The sequence below is a fragment of the Cytophaga hutchinsonii ATCC 33406 genome (genome assembly GCF_000014145.1).
Taxonomy (GTDB): Bacteria; Bacteroidota; Bacteroidia; order Cytophagales; family Cytophagaceae; genus Cytophaga; species Cytophaga hutchinsonii.
Genome location: NC_008255.1, coordinates 752097 through 766578, shown reverse-complemented (window position 1 = coordinate 766578; position 14482 = coordinate 752097). Strand labels below are relative to the sequence as shown.

Below are 14482 nucleotides of genomic sequence, written 5' to 3'. Positions count from 1 at the left end.
TCGTTTCAATTATAATGATTCTAAAAATTTAAGCAAAGCTGCACGGTCTGTGCTGTTCATATTTATAAATGCATTTTTAGAAAACGTCCCTTCTCCTCCATGCCATATAATTGCTTCTTCCAGCGTTCGTGCACGGCCATCGTGCAATAAGAAACGACCGCCGCTTACTGTTTTAATTAAACCAAGCCCCCACAAAGGAGGCGTCCTCCACTCATTTCCTGTTGCCAGATAATCCGGGCGGTTATCAGCCAGACCATCCCCCATGTCATGCAGCAACAGGTCTGTATAAGGCCTGATCTTTTGATTGCTCAATCCGGCAATCGGATGAGTACCTGTTACAAAATATGGATTGTGACAGTTTGCACATTTGGCCTGTGTAAATAATTCTTTGCCTCGTAATACTTCCTGATCTTTCCAGTTTCTTCTTGCAGGTACGGCCAATGTCTGGCAATAAAATACCAACTGATCCAAATCATTATTTGACATCTCTGGTGTTCCGCCATTTGTCCAGGAGCCATAGTCAGTAACCTGCTGGCCTGTTAAATTTTCATTTTGAAATAGCCGGTTTGTAATGCCCATATCACCTACAGATGCCGCGGCTGTTTGCTGAAATAAAGTCGGTTGATTTGCTTTCCAGCCAAAACGGCCCAATTCAGTTGTATTGGTTGTATAGTTCCAGACATAGTTTGGCCTTCCTGAAATACCGTCTTCATTTGTATCTGAAGCATCTGCAAGCGCAAGAATATCCGCCGCATCAATAGCTTCAAGTAAACCTAAACCAGGTAATTGCTGCGCGAGACGCGGGCTATACATAATCCCTGCCGCAAAAGCGCCATAACCCAACTCAGTAAATGTATAAACGGGGTTCCGCAATTCATATCCTGTGCCATCTTTATATGTACCCGTAATTGTACTGTAGCTAACGATAACATTTCCTTCCGGGATAACTGTTGAGCTGCCGCCTGCATAGATACCATGATTGCTCAATTGTTCGCCGTATTGCGGATCACCAAAAGGACCACCATGTTCATCTTCCCCTGGAATACTTAATCGAAATAATAATCCATTCAAATCGTCGCCTGGATTAGCAGGAGGTAAACCTCTTCCATCCAGCTTATGACAGCCTGAACAGGATCTTGAATTAAAAAACGGGCCCAATCCATCTATTGCTGTGGTTGTAGCCGGTGCTGTTACCCAGTTTGTTTTGAATACAGAATTTCCCAGCGCAAACTTATTTTTTTCTATCTGAGATAAATTTTGTGCCGCAAAACCAAATGAATTGTTTGACGCATCAAATACCGTAGTTGCTCCGCCCGATAATTCTTCATCAACTTCTGCCGTTGATGCATTGATTGCAGGTGTAGGCGTTTCCTCTTTACGGTGACAAAACTGCATCGTAAAAACCAAAACAAATGATATAACAGAAATGATCAGGGCCGTTCTTTTAAGCATAATATATGTATGCCGAAATAGTATTAATAAAGATATCCTATTTTATTAGCTGCATTTTTATATTGAGCCGCTTCAACATGTAACGCATTAATTGCATTTTGTACACGGATTGTACCTGCAGTATTTGCGGTTAATATCTCATTATCAAACGGTGCATGAATAGCTGCAACTTTAATATCGGTATCATAAATTTTTGCACGTACAGTAGAATCCAATTTAGGATCTGCTGCTTTTACAAGATCTGATACACTCATACCACTAACAATCGTTCCATCAATTCGTACATATTCACCAACGTATACATTCTTAATTCCTTTTTGTCCTAAGATGATATCATTGTATGTCTGGTCGCTGAAGCAAGACTGCTCCTGTTCCTGTCTTTCTGCATCACCTTCTGTATCTAAAGCAACCTGCATACGCTCAACAGATAATTCATCGTCTGCATAACCTATTACGCCTTTCAGGAAATTTCCGATAGAACCTTTTGGATCAGCTATAAAACCTGCTCTGTAATTTGATGCATTTCCTGACTTCCAGGCCTCTTTTAATGTTTGAAGATTGTCAATGATCAAATCAATACATGCCAATAAATATTGACCTCTGCGCGCCTGATTTAAATTTGTTGCATCATCGCTGTTCACTAAATAATCCGTGTATTTTCTATCGCCTGGTCCTGTTTCCGAAAGATCCTGTCCCCATAATAAAAATTCTACTGCATGGTAACCACTGCTTACACTATTCTCTCCGGCACCTTCTTTTTGATTATTTTCCAGAATAACATTTTTATCAATCGTTGGGAAATGTGCAACATCGTTTATAATGCCAGCATTGGCATCACCAACCACATAATCAATATATACCTCTTCCAATGGCCATGAATTGATTGAACTTTCTATTGTTAGTCCACCTCCCAGGTCCTGATCAATCGGACCTGAATAAAAACGGAATGCTTCACTTTGAATATATGGAGTACGTGATGCAATATATGCAGCCCGTACTTCTTCAAGTCCTGCTTCTGAAGGAGACGCTACAAAATCCGCCGCTTTAGCCCGTAAATTTTTAGCCGTAATCAACGCATCATCATACGTAGCATAAACAATGTTTGCATAGTTTTCAACTACTTTTGCCTGCTCACTACCTGATGGTGCAGGTTCATCCTCTTTGTTTTTCTTACAAGAAAAAGTTGTTACAGCTATTGCAATAGCTAAAATATATAGTTTTTTCATTGACAAATAAGTTTTGAAATAATTGGACAAATGTAAGTGTTTTTATTTAGAATTATTATAAACAATATATAAAATAACACAAATAGAATTCAATAAATTAACATTCAAGTAATTAAAAATAATCAGATTTAAAACAGAATTATTACAGGAATCACTTATTGCATTTTACTAAGAATTTAAAATATCTCTTTTCAATTTAAAGGATTTTTAATCCATACAAAAAATAGCCTCCTTGCCCTATGAAATGCAAGGAGGCTAAAACAAATAAAAAATATTACAGGGATTCAACCAACGTTTTCCATTCTTCCAATTCTGGCTTGCCAGGTTTGCGTAAGCCAAAAAACTGAACCATCAGTTCTCTATCTTTATTAAAACATTCTATTGATGTAACTTCTCCGTCAGCAGTAGGTTTCTTAACTACCCATGTATCGGTAATTTCATTCAGGTTTAAATGCATGTTGAAACATGTTCAAGTATCTTAACTTCATTGCTTAACAGGCCTGGTATCTTCAGATTTATATATTTTAGCTTTTACCTTGTGTAATTCAATTTGTTCAGTCTTGCTTCGTACTGAAATGGTAAACGATGTTTGTGCATCATTCAATTCAAAAACCAATTCAGCGTCCTGTTCTTTGTCGTTTCGATAGATCTGTTTATATGCCTCAAAAATTTCTGCTTCGTTAAAAAAAACATCAACGCCATATTTTCTCCCATTACTTGCATACCAGTTAAAAAGCATATAGGAAGGCAAGGCCCTGCTTTTATAAGTACCAAATTCCGGATGTTCTTTAAAATTCTTTTCTTTTTCTCCATTGAATAATGTCATCCATTCAATGGCAAGTTCATAGCCTTCAGGTAAAATTAACATTGGCCGCCAGCTGTATTTTTCCCTGTAGGTATCCCACAATCCAAAGGGAATAGGACCTGTTGCTATTTCTTTATTGTTTAAAACAAAATCAACATAGCCATCGCCAAGTACATATAAATCGTCTGGATTGGTAACAGTACTTTTATCTATAATGGTTTCCTGAGCCTGAAACCGTGCTACTTCAATTTGAACCTGTCCGCCTACAAGCCAGACAACTACAACTCCGCCAGGTGCTAAGCCAACTAAAATATCTTCATAGGTACTTCTTTGCTTGATATCATATTCATAAAATCCGTTTTCGAACAGTTCGGTCATCTTTTCTCTGGGCAATTGAAACTTACCAGTATAAAATTTATTTTCCCGAAAAGAAAGCCAGGTGATCAATAAACTATCCGGTATTGCTTTGGTATCCGGGCCAACAGCAACCATACCGCTTTCTGTTCCCCAGCCTTCGTTTGCAACTCCCCACAAACCAAAGCTGGCCGAATAATCCTTATCTGTTAAACCTTGTAACTTCCCCCTGTAAATTTCCATTGGATAATTTTCAGGCGCAGATACACTATGAGACCAGTCGAACTTTTTATTTACCATATTGTTTTTTATTTCCTTTGTTTGACACGAGCTTAATGTATTATGAATGATCAGTAAGATTAAAATTATTGTTTGTTTCATATTTTAATTCGCATAATATACACGGGTTCTTTTTCCATTTTCTATATTAGGTTCCATGCCAAAACCTTTATAATTCGCAGACCAGTGAAAATATTCATTCCGGAGTTTTCTCAACGCATCCTGTTCTTTCAACTCCTGTTGATAGTCGGCATACCGCTGTTCCGGTACTTTGGCATCTTTATATTCCTGATGCAGCGGGTATAAATATTTAAATTTTAATGCAGGCTTATTATTAAACACATACTCATGTAAACGTTTTTTTACATCTTGAAGTAGAATATCATTCGTCAATGCATATTTATTCTCTAACCCATTTTTATCAAATGGTAAAGGCTTTTTATGAGCCTGTCCAAACTCACACATAAAATGTAATGGGATGAAACTATACTTATTACTTAATTTTCTGGTACCAGTTAACCAATTGGTTTTTGAATTATGTTTTACAATTTCCAATTGTTCTTCCTTATACCAGCCTTCTGCAATTAAGCGTTCTCTTTCCTTTTCCAATTCTTCAATTCCGAATGCCTGGTAATTGATCTGCTTTACAACTTCTACATCCCCATCAAGATATGCCCCGCCTATATCACAATGTACACCCGGAAGGGGTTTTTCAATTGCTATTTTTTTCCTGGGATCTGAATTATATTCCGGAGGAGTGGTTTTGATTTTTGTCAGTGCAAAATTTATGCGGTGTTCATCTTCCGCGGTAAAATGAATAATTTTATCGGCATGGTAAATAGATTCTAAATGCAGTTCTTCCACATCATTAGTAAAATCATAGGTTGCAGCATTACCTACTGTTCCTGAACCTTCGTGGTAAGAAGATACCGTATCAAAAATGCCCAGAAAACGTATGGTTATATTTTTTATTATATAACCATTTTGCTGAAACAATAAACCCAGGTGTCCATACATAGGCATCAAATCCAATTGAGTAATCTTTCCAAAACTATCTTTTTTGATGTAATATCCTTTGGCGTATTGTCCTCCTGAACGTATTCAGCTTTGGGAACATATACCGGTTTTGTTACTTCATGGGTAAAATTACGGCTCGCAGCAGCGCCGCGGCTAAAGCCAAACACATCAAATGTAAGCGTGTTGATTTTTCTTTTAGGAGCAAGTTTCTGTGTTTTCTTAAATATTTTTTCACAACCTTTCCGCACTTTACCTCTTACCCCTGTGTCCCCTGCACCAAATGCATAACCATTGGTATCATCTGCTTTTAAATCTTCTGTTCCGATACCCTCTACATAAACGCTGTTGGTTTTATTATAAAAGTCCCACAGCCTGGCTACATTGGTGTAAGAATTATAATAACTGTTTGTTTTATCATCGCTGTTATTTTTAAATATTTCAGTATTTGCTTCACGCTGTTCGGTATTAGTCTTGTTGTTTAATGTACCGTCAAAAAATGCACCTAACGTAACATCCACATATTCTTCTGCATCATGTTCCATTTCTGTTGGAGCGTCATACGCAAACGTATTACGTTGCCCGCTATCTGTTATTTTAATATCAACGCCGCCATATGAGCAGGTATTAGTACTTTTAAGCAAAAGCGGAGACTGATTCTGTACTTTAAAGCTACCCGTGTCTTTCCATTTCCCTGCTTGTATAACAGCAGTACAGGGTGTAGCAGCATTTGGACTTTTCATACAGCATCCCACAAAAAGTATATTAGGTTTTCCATTATCTTTTTCTGTAGCAATAGGCATTCCCTGTAAACTGGGTGTGTCATAGGTTACCAATAATGTACCCAGCGGATTTGTACAGAGGGCACATTGCACTTTTGCCCCGTTAATTACTAATTTCTGATCTCCTTTTGCTTTTTCCTGCTTTTTACTTTCTGAAGTTTCTTTTTCAAGCTTAGACATACTCACTTTTTCTTCTTCAGCAGCATCATTACCAGCAGCTGATTTTTTTGAAGGTGTGTCTTCAGTTGAATCAATCAAAAAGGGAATCACTCTTGATATAATTTTTTCAAACCAACCCATTTTGCTGAATAGTTAAATCTTATTGAATCATTTTCGATTTTCTTTCTACATACATCAAGCGCTCCGTCTAAAAATATACATATCCCGCTATAGCTCATTTGTGCATCGAACAAAGAATTTTTATCTGCACAAATAGTTACTGATTGCTGTATACCATTTTCCCGAATTGAATATTGAACAGATTCCTGAAATTGTGTGTTTCCAAATTCCTCACCATATGTTTGTTCTACAATAATTTTTTCTTCGGGAAATACATCTCTCCAATACCCATTAAAAAATAATCCATACATGTTTGGAAGTCGTAAATAGTTTAATACAGCATCATAATTTTGCAACAGCACATCCATTTTTAAAATCAAATTCCATTTTTCTATATCTGTATCATCATATTCAGTTAGCAGATTAACCTTTATCTGCAGCCACTCTTCCTGTATATAAGGAAAATTATACATTTTCTGAATGATGCCATTTGCATCTGCACCTAACACAAGCAATCTGAAAACATCATGCACTTTGCGCATAAGATCTAATGTTGAATCTGCTTGCCTTTCTAATTTACAATCTGTTTCAATACAACCTAATTGGTATTTATGCAAATCATTTATTCTTCCAACATAATATATCCGAACCTTTCGATTTAGTATATAAGTAGACCAGACACCTCGAGGCAATAATTTCTCTACTGAGCAAGTAAATAAAATAAGCTGATCAAAGCCGGACTCTACATGTTTCATTGAATTATTCATTTTGTTTTCAATAAGCATATCATCCTTTATTTAACAGTGCATCCGACTTTCCATGCAACGTTGCCAGGGCAGAGCTTTTAATTAAAACATCCCCGCCACTTGCATCCATTGTTATTGATGATGTACGCAAATCAAGATCACCACCAATTTGGGCTTGTTTATCTTGATTTACGTTTTCTGTAGTTTCGTTCGAATTTATTTCATGCTTTTCAGTAATATTCAATGTATGGTTCGCCCCTACATCTGTCTTCATATCTTTACCTGCGCTGATCGTGATATTCTCCTCTGCTTTCATTACTACATTCCTTGCATTAAAAGTCATCGTTTCTGGCGCAGTAATGGTAATGTTTTTACCTGCTGTATCCAGAAAAATTGTATTGCCGTTTTTATCTTTAATGGTAATACTTTCTCCATCTTTTGTATCATTGAATTGAAGAACGTGACCGCTGCGGGTTTGTATTGATTTGATGCTGTTATCTGCTTGCCCGCCGGCGGCAGTGCCTCCATGAAAAAGACTGCCTAAGACAAACGGCCTGTTTGGATCGTTATACCTGAATGCGATGAGTACCTGATCTCCTACTTCCGGAACAAATACCTGTCCGCGGTTTTTACTTACTTCTTCTGTTCCACCTGCATCGGGAGTCATGACACGCAGCCAGTCTGTTTTCTGTTCTGTTTGCTGCTGCCACAACATCTGTACGCGTACACGTCCCATAGCATCCGGATCATTGTTATCTGTAACACGTGCCATCTGTGTCTGCGCAACAGGTTTCGCTACTGAAAAAGGAATAATTTCATTTACAGAAGGAATGGCTTGAAATGTGTTGCTATAACTACCTGTACCCGTCATTTCATGATTGATTGCAGTAACAACATATTCCCCCTGATCATCATACCCGGTGCCGGAATCTTTACTCACTTTTACCGAGATATAATTTCCGAGTATAATCCGGGGCTGATCACTTTTACCTGTAAGCAAAATGGTTGATGCGGCAAGTCTGGCTTTTTGTGTTTTAGCATAGGTATCAATACCATATCGATCTGCAACACGAATTGAAACAGGCTGTTTGATCGGAACTGCATACAGATCATTTGAAACGCTAATAGCTTTGCGCATGTAGCTGGTAGCACCGGATACATCTGAGGGTAACTGCGCTGTTAATATTTCATCTTCGTCGGATTTATAACTGTAATGATTAATGGTTGCCGGTACAACACGCATCGAAAAATTCATTTCCGAAATATTGCTCCCATATACCAATTCAACATTTTTTTGTTCCTTCGGTTTACCAAAAAATAATGTACTGCCGTCATAAAAAAACCATTCGCCGTACTCAGCCGCTAGCCTGTTTAAAAATGCAAAGCCGCTTTCTCCATATTGGCACATATACGGGATTGATTCACTATGCACCGGATTAATGCCGGCGTCTATGCTGTAAGAAGAAGTTGCTTCCATAGAAGTACGGATTATATCTTTTAACGGCATTTTTTCATAGGATGCAAAATGTGCTCCCGACTCAAGCAGATAGGTTGGGCTGAAGCCTTTAAAAATTAAATTTCCCCAGGCACCATGTTGCTGGCTCAACCCTACTTCGGTAATGATGCCTTTAAAAATAGCATCACTGGCTTCTTTTTCTCCAAAACAAATACTAATAGGTGTGCCTATGTATTCCTGTGATTCATTTAAATCATATGACCCGAGACTATCTATTGTATCCTGATCTAAAATCAGTTCAAATGTGTGATGTGCATTAAATGATTGCCGAATGGTGAGCTTATTAAAATGATAAATCGAATTTCCATTGACAGTAATTTCAAAAATAAGTTCTTTAGACATGAGTTGGTATAACGGTTATCTGAAAATAAAAACAGGAATAAAATTGGCTCAGATATCAGGAAACACAAGTCTTTCGAATGTAGCGCTTCATTAAAATTTCCATTTCTTAAAAACAATAACTGGTTAAAATATTGCCTGAAAAAAGTTGTGCTTTATTTATTAAAAAAGAATAGAAAAAGAAAAACAAACGATTAACAAAATAATGTGCCCAATAGCTGAAGTACTAAAATATGTAATAATATCCTCAAAAAAAGATCTCGTTAAAAAAGATTCAGCTAAATAAATCATTTAATAACGTTTGTTAATAAATGATTTATTTAAGAAAATACACCTGGATTATTTTAATTTCTTGCAACAATTTTATTATCCAGCGCCCAAACAATTAATTCCGTAGATTTTTTAACACCCGCTTTTTTCATAATGTTTCTTCGGTGTGTAGCAATTGTTTTTTCACTTATAAATAAAATGTCTGCAATCTGTTCGTTCGATCTTCCTTTGCAAATGTAGCGCAGTACTTCCAGCTCGCGGTCTGAAAAAATTGAATCCGATGTTTGATTGGCTAAAAAACCTTTCAGCAACACCTGAGTCACATCACTTACATAATATTCTTTATTGGTATATACTTGCTGCACGGCATGCAGCAATTCTTCTTTTGAAACGTTTTTACGTACAAAACCTGTTACACCTGCGCGTACAGCCATGACCAACGGTAATTCACAATCACAATCTGAAATAATCAGGAATTTTACCCGTGCATTAACCTTTTTTAAATTTTCTATTAAATCACGAATGGGTTGCTGACATAGATTTAATTCAAATATTAATACATCTGGCTGGCTTGTTTTGATTGAGGTAGCTAAATCACTCAGGCTGTTTGATTCCCCAACAATTTCAATTTCGCTATTCTGCTTTAACGATTTCTTAACACCCTCTCTTATAAGGTAATAATCGTCAACTATGTATACTTTTATCTTATCCATACTATTTAGAATAATTCTAAACATTTGCAAATTAGTAATATCAAGCTAAAAAACCGCTTTTATTTAGATTTATTCTAAACAAATTGGAAAATATATCCTGCAAACGTAGAAATATTTTCTTTTATCAAAGACCGGATTGATAACAATTTCATAATTGCTTCTTTTTTAGGTTGTAATCTATTTCGTCTAACTAGCACAACAAAGCAAAAAATATGTCAATCGCACTCATTCTGGCGGCGGGTAAGGGAACGCGTATGCGATCAGATTTGCCTAAACCGCTTGTTCCCTTCAGAGGGAAACCTATTGTTACACACATTATTGAAGCTTTTACCGAAGCCCGCATTACTACTATCGCGCTTATTATAGGATTTGAAGCTGAAAAAGTAAAAGCAGCCATCGGACCTGGTGTTGATTATATTTTACAGAAAGATCAAAAAGGTACAGGCCATGCAGTGATGCAAGCTGTGGAATATGCATCCCTGGCGAATACATCTGTTTTTGTTTTTGTTGGTGATGCTCCATTAATTACCGCTGAAACCATAAAAAAACTGGAAGCACATCATCTGAAAACTCAAGCGAGCTGCACCTTTCTCACAGCTGTTTTTGATATTAACCTTCCTTATGCGCGCGTTATAAAAAATGAGTCGGGAGTTGTAATTGCCTGTATTGAAGAAAAAAATGCAACGCCTGAACAACTGAAAATTAAAGAACTTTTATCTTCTCATTTTATTTTTAAGGGCGAAGATCTGTTTGCACTGATCCATGAAATACCGGCAGACAAGGAGAATGGCGAATATTATTTAACAGACATCATTTCGCTTTTTTTATCTAACGGAATGAAAGTTGAATCGCTGCAGATAGATAATTATCAGGAACTGGTTGGTTTAAATACGCCGGAAGATATTGCCTGGGCGGAACAATTTACGGAGTCCATTAAACAAACACAGGTATGATATTTTCCGATGATGTTATAAGCAGAACAAGCGAATCTTTTTTTGATGCGTTTCAAATGCACCCGACACACATCAGTACCGCACCGGGCAGAATAAATATCATCGGTGAACACACCGACTATAATGATGGTTTATCCATGCCTTGTGCGATCAACAGGTGGATTACTGTAACGTTTTCTCCGCGGTCAGATGATCAGATTTATATTATAAGCAAAGACTTTAATCAGGTATTATTTCTTTCAATGTACGCCGGTTATCAACCAGATAGCGATTGGAAAAAATATATGTATGGTTGTATTCAGATTTTGTCTGATGTTAAAAAACTGCATGGTGGTTTCAATGCGCTGATCGAAGGAAATGTTCCGGTAGGTTCGGGGGTTTCGTCTTCAGCTGCACTTGAAGTAGCCTTTATGAATGGCTTAAATGCTTTTTACAACCTGAAGCTTGATCCATTGGCTATTATAAAATTATGTCAGCGTGTAGAACATGAATACCTAAAAGTTAAGAGCGGTTTACTTGATCAATATGCTTCTCAATTTTCAAAAGAAAATAACTTACTGGTTCTTGATTTTCAAAAAAATACCCATACCTATATTTCTGCTGAAATGGACGAATACTGCTGGGTACTCTGCAACTCAAATGTAACAAGGTCGCTTGCTGGAAGTAAATATACAGAACGGGTTATGGAAACACAGGCTGCATTAAATCAGCTTTCTGAAACGTTTCCGGATATCAAACATTTCAGAGATATTAAAGAAATACATATATCTGCTGTAAAAAATGTAACACAGCAAAAGCGCATCAAACATTATGTATTAGAAAATAAAAGAGTGCAGGATGCCATTGCAGCATTAGAACAGCAGGACCTTACACACTTTGGTGCACTGCTGACTGCATCGCATCTGTCCCTTCGTGATCTTTATGAAGTAAGCTGTGATGAAATAGATTTTTTAATGGAACAGGCGATTTCACTTCCCTATTGCCTGGGCAGCAGAATCATGGGCGGAGGATTTGGTGGCTGTACCATTAACTTAGTAAAGAAAAACTGCACACAGGAATTTTCAAAGTTTATGAAATTCGCTTATTTAAAGCGATACAATATGGTTACTGAAATAAATGAATATATATCGGTCGATGGAGCTCATGTAATAACATTATAAACAGCTATGTTTGAAATTAAAACCGATGACTTTGAAGGAATAGAAATTGTAAAACTGATCAATACAGTTTCCGGAGAATATGCTTCCATCATCCCTTCCTTTGGCGGAAATATTCATGAACTTGTTTTGCAAAAACATAATATTCTGCATGATGTCATTTACACCAATAAAAATAAAGAAGAACTTTCAGGTTTTTATTCAAATTTATACCGCGGTGCAAAACTCAATCCATTCTCTAACCGCATTGATAAAGGCTCGTATATATTTGAAAATATTTCCTATTCAATTCCGTTGAATGATGCCGGTATACATGCGCTGCATGGTTTTGTCTGGAATAAACCATTCAGCATCACTGCATCTAAAACATCGTTTGAATTTGCAACGCTAACCCTCTCTTACACACATCCGAAAGATTCTGCAGACTTTCCTTTTTCATATACGCTCCTTGTCACGTACAAGCTTTGTATAGAAGGTTTAATGGTTACGACTCAGATAACAAATACCTCGCCCACAGCTATTCCTATGGGAGATGGATGGCATCCTTACCTTACACTGGGCAGCAGCATCAATACATTAAAACTGCAGATACCTTCTGTACAAAAAATAGAGACTACAGATACGTTGATTCCTACCGGGAAAATTATTGAAGACATTTCATTTTTTGAACCTGCTCTGCTGGGCGAACGCGAACTGGACAACGCCTTTGTATTAGATTCTTCTGTTGAAAAAGCTGAAACACTGCTGTTCGATGAAGAAGAGGATCTAACACTCGTAGTATGGCAGCAAACAGACACCTACCCCTTTGTACATGTGTATACACCTTCTGACCGCATGTCTGTAGCGATTGAACCATGCAGCGCTATTCCGGATGCATTCAACCGGAACATGATTGAAACAACGTTAAAACCGGCAGAAAAAAAATCATACGTATTCGGCATACAGCTCCGTTAACAAAGAAACCTGTTAAACGTATGTTTAACAGGTTTCTTTGTGATGTATGTAAGTTCTGCTTGCAATAAGATTATTCTGCTTCAAATTTTGGTGTCTCTCTCGCTACTTCGATTTTTACCTTACGGCCTTTAATTTTTTCTTCTTTCACCAGTTTTATAACCGATTCTACTTTATTGCGTTTCACTGCTGCATAAGCAAACTGATCTTTTACTTCTATCAATCCCAATTCATCTTTTTCCAGCAAACCTTTTTTAGAAAGAAAACCAACAATATCTATTTTATTGATCTTATCTTTTTTACCTGCACTTATGAATAGTGTTTCCCACTGCGGCAGCAATGGTTTTACCTTCTGATCGGAAAGTTTCAAAATATCCGGTTTGCTTGTAATGTAATCAGGCAGCAACACATCTTTATGCAGCAGCATGTATGCATTACCGGTAGAACCCATACGCGCTGTACGGCCGTTACGATGTGTAAAGGCATCAATCTTATGCGGCATCTGATAATGTATCACATGCTTTACATCCGGTATATCCAGACCTCTCGCAGCAAGGTCTGTTGTTACAAGTACATTTGTGCTTCCGTTTCTGAATTTAGTAAGTGTACTTTCTCTGTAGCGCTGTTCCAGGCCTCCATGAAAATTATTATTTATAATACCATGTTCAGTTAAATATGCACATACATTTTCTACCTCATCACGCTGATTGCAAAAGACAATAACCGATTCATTGCCGATCTGACAAAGCAAACGTAACAGGGTATCAAATTTATCTTTCGTATCTGAAAGCACTGTTTTAACAGATAAGCCGCTTGCCTGCCCGGTGATGTAATTTAAGGTTACAGGCGATTGCATGCCGGTAAAATCAGGTATTTTGATTGCCTGCGTAGCAGACGTTAAAATCCGTTTTTTAATTCCCGTTAATCTGCCGATGATGATTGCCATATCTTCCTGAAAACCCATCTCAAGCGATTTGTCAAATTCATCCAGCACCAATGTTTTAACATCGTCCAGGTTAATATTTCTACGATTGATATGATCAACAATTCTTCCCGGTGTACCGATCAATAAGGCCGGCGATTGTGCCAGGTTATTTTCTTCTACATCCATCGGATGGCCGCCATAACAGCATGTTACTTTAAAGCCTGTTTTCAGACTTTTAAATACACTTTCAATCTGCAAGGCCAATTCTCTTGAAGGCACTAAAACAAGTGCCTGTATAGAGTTTGATGAAACAGAAAGCTGTTGAAAAACAGGTAACAGAAAACCGAGTGTTTTTCCCGAACCGGTTGGAGACAGCAGTATGACATCGCTTGCTTTTGCATTTGCCGCAAGCGAATCTTCCTGCATATCATTTAAAGATTCGATGGATACATTGTTGAGCAGTTGCTCAATGGTGGGCTTATCGGACATTGACGTAGTTTCTTACTGGTATGTTTCTGTTGCAAAATTTCAAATAACAAAAAACAAATTCCAAACTGCTGGAATTATCATGTTAAATGATTATATATATTGAAAACTCCCTATCTTGATTACCTCAACCAAAATAGAGAGTCTTGATTTCTTATGTTTGATCGCCGCGGCGAATTGTTGTTATTTGGAATTTTATATGCTGCAAAAAGCAGTATAAATTATTGAGTTAACT

13 protein-coding genes are annotated in these 14482 nt (G+C 37.2%); 3 read left to right on the top strand and 10 right to left on the bottom strand.

The features are described 5' to 3' along the window. Positions 1–9 precede the first annotated feature (9 nt). From CHU_RS03290 to CHU_RS03250, 9 genes are all read right to left on the bottom strand, one after another. Positions 10–1452, bottom strand: a complete 1443-nt coding sequence (locus tag CHU_RS03290) for a di-heme oxidoredictase family protein (protein WP_011584070.1) — start codon at positions 1450–1452, stop codon at positions 10–12. Positions 1453–1475: 23 nt separating this feature from the next. Beyond that, complete coding sequence (locus tag CHU_RS03285) at positions 1476–2678, bottom strand: imelysin family protein (RefSeq protein ID WP_041932161.1); 1203 nt, start codon at positions 2676–2678, stop codon at positions 1476–1478. 274 nt (positions 2679–2952) lie between these two features. Further along, a complete protein-coding gene (locus CHU_RS03280; protein WP_011584068.1) occupies positions 2953–3135 on the bottom strand; it encodes a ChuX/HutX family heme-like substrate-binding protein in 183 nt (60 codons plus the stop codon). A gap of 27 nt (positions 3136–3162) precedes the next feature. Continuing rightward, positions 3163–4218 carry a DUF2931 family protein gene (locus CHU_RS03275; RefSeq protein ID WP_011584067.1) on the bottom strand — a complete coding sequence of 352 codons (1056 nt, stop codon included), beginning with the start codon at positions 4216–4218 and terminating at the stop codon, positions 3163–3165. Positions 4219–4221: 3 nt separating this feature from the next. Further along, positions 4222–5133, bottom strand: coding sequence for a phospholipase effector Tle1 domain-containing protein (locus CHU_RS03270; protein WP_187148217.1), 912 nt, complete (start codon positions 5131–5133; stop codon positions 4222–4224). A 5-nt stretch (positions 5134–5138) separates the two neighbouring features. Next, positions 5139–6212: a DUF4280 domain-containing protein gene (locus tag CHU_RS03265; RefSeq protein ID WP_011584065.1), complete on the bottom strand. Its 1074-nt coding sequence runs from the start codon at positions 6210–6212 to the stop codon at positions 5139–5141. Continuing rightward, on the bottom strand, positions 6179–6976 hold the full coding sequence (locus tag CHU_RS03260; RefSeq protein ID WP_143143969.1) for a hypothetical protein: 798 nt from the start codon (positions 6974–6976) through the stop codon (positions 6179–6181). Before CHU_RS03260 ends, CHU_RS03265 begins: the two co-directional genes overlap by 34 nt. Position 6977: 1 nt before the next feature. Further along, on the bottom strand, positions 6978–8795 hold the full coding sequence (locus tag CHU_RS03255) for a type VI secretion system Vgr family protein (RefSeq protein WP_011584063.1): 1818 nt from the start codon (positions 8793–8795) through the stop codon (positions 6978–6980). A 341-nt stretch (positions 8796–9136) separates the two neighbouring features. Next, positions 9137–9775, bottom strand: coding sequence for a LuxR C-terminal-related transcriptional regulator (locus tag CHU_RS03250; protein WP_011584062.1), 639 nt, complete (start codon positions 9773–9775; stop codon positions 9137–9139). 212 nt (positions 9776–9987) lie between these two features. On the opposite strand from CHU_RS03250, the gene CHU_RS03245 reads away from it, so the two are divergent. The 3 genes from CHU_RS03245 to CHU_RS03235 are packed head-to-tail and all read left to right on the top strand — an operon-like array spanning position 9988 to position 12839. Further along, the gene (locus CHU_RS03245; protein ID WP_011584061.1) at positions 9988–10728 is read left to right on the top strand and encodes a sugar phosphate nucleotidyltransferase; all 741 of its coding nucleotides are present in this window, start codon (positions 9988–9990) and stop codon (positions 10726–10728) included. Next, positions 10725–11888 carry a galactokinase gene (gene galK, locus CHU_RS03240; protein ID WP_011584060.1) on the top strand — a complete coding sequence of 388 codons (1164 nt, stop codon included), beginning with the start codon at positions 10725–10727 and terminating at the stop codon, positions 11886–11888. Before CHU_RS03245 ends, galK begins: the two co-directional genes overlap by 4 nt. A 6-nt stretch (positions 11889–11894) precedes the next feature. Next, complete coding sequence (locus tag CHU_RS03235; protein ID WP_011584059.1) at positions 11895–12839, top strand: aldose 1-epimerase; 945 nt, start codon at positions 11895–11897, stop codon at positions 12837–12839. A 70-nt stretch (positions 12840–12909) separates the two neighbouring features. Here CHU_RS03235 and CHU_RS03230 read toward each other — a convergent pair whose 3' ends face one another. Continuing rightward, positions 12910–14250 carry a DEAD/DEAH box helicase gene (locus CHU_RS03230; protein WP_011584058.1) on the bottom strand — a complete coding sequence of 447 codons (1341 nt, stop codon included), beginning with the start codon at positions 14248–14250 and terminating at the stop codon, positions 12910–12912. Between the last annotated feature and the right edge of the window lie 232 nt (positions 14251–14482).

Bases quoted from the DNA above. Each gene is read 5' to 3' on its own strand.
- CHU_RS03235 (WP_011584059.1), top strand. From the start codon at position 11,895: ATGTTTGAAATTAAAACCGATGACTTTGAAGGAATAGAAATTGTAAAA.
- CHU_RS03270 (WP_187148217.1), bottom strand. From the start codon at position 5,133: ATGTATGGACACCTGGGTTTATTGTTTCAGCAAAATGGTTATATAATA.
- CHU_RS03280 (WP_011584068.1), bottom strand. From the start codon at position 3,135: ATGCATTTAAACCTGAATGAAATTACCGATACATGGGTAGTTAAGAAA.
- CHU_RS03245 (WP_011584061.1), top strand. From the start codon at position 9,988: ATGTCAATCGCACTCATTCTGGCGGCGGGTAAGGGAACGCGTATGCGA.
- CHU_RS03250 (WP_011584062.1), bottom strand. From the start codon at position 9,775: ATGGATAAGATAAAAGTATACATAGTTGACGATTATTACCTTATAAGA.
- galK (WP_011584060.1), top strand. From the start codon at position 10,725: ATGATATTTTCCGATGATGTTATAAGCAGAACAAGCGAATCTTTTTTT.
- CHU_RS03290 (WP_011584070.1), bottom strand. From the start codon at position 1,452: ATGCTTAAAAGAACGGCCCTGATCATTTCTGTTATATCATTTGTTTTG.
- CHU_RS03230 (WP_011584058.1), bottom strand. From the start codon at position 14,250: ATGTCCGATAAGCCCACCATTGAGCAACTGCTCAACAATGTATCCATC.
- CHU_RS03260 (WP_143143969.1), bottom strand. From the start codon at position 6,976: ATGCTTATTGAAAACAAAATGAATAATTCAATGAAACATGTAGAGTCC.
- CHU_RS03275 (WP_011584067.1), bottom strand. From the start codon at position 4,218: ATGAAACAAACAATAATTTTAATCTTACTGATCATTCATAATACATTA.
- CHU_RS03285 (WP_041932161.1), bottom strand. From the start codon at position 2,678: ATGAAAAAACTATATATTTTAGCTATTGCAATAGCTGTAACAACTTTT.
- CHU_RS03255 (WP_011584063.1), bottom strand. From the start codon at position 8,795: ATGTCTAAAGAACTTATTTTTGAAATTACTGTCAATGGAAATTCGATT.
- CHU_RS03265 (WP_011584065.1), bottom strand. From the start codon at position 6,212: ATGGGTTGGTTTGAAAAAATTATATCAAGAGTGATTCCCTTTTTGATT.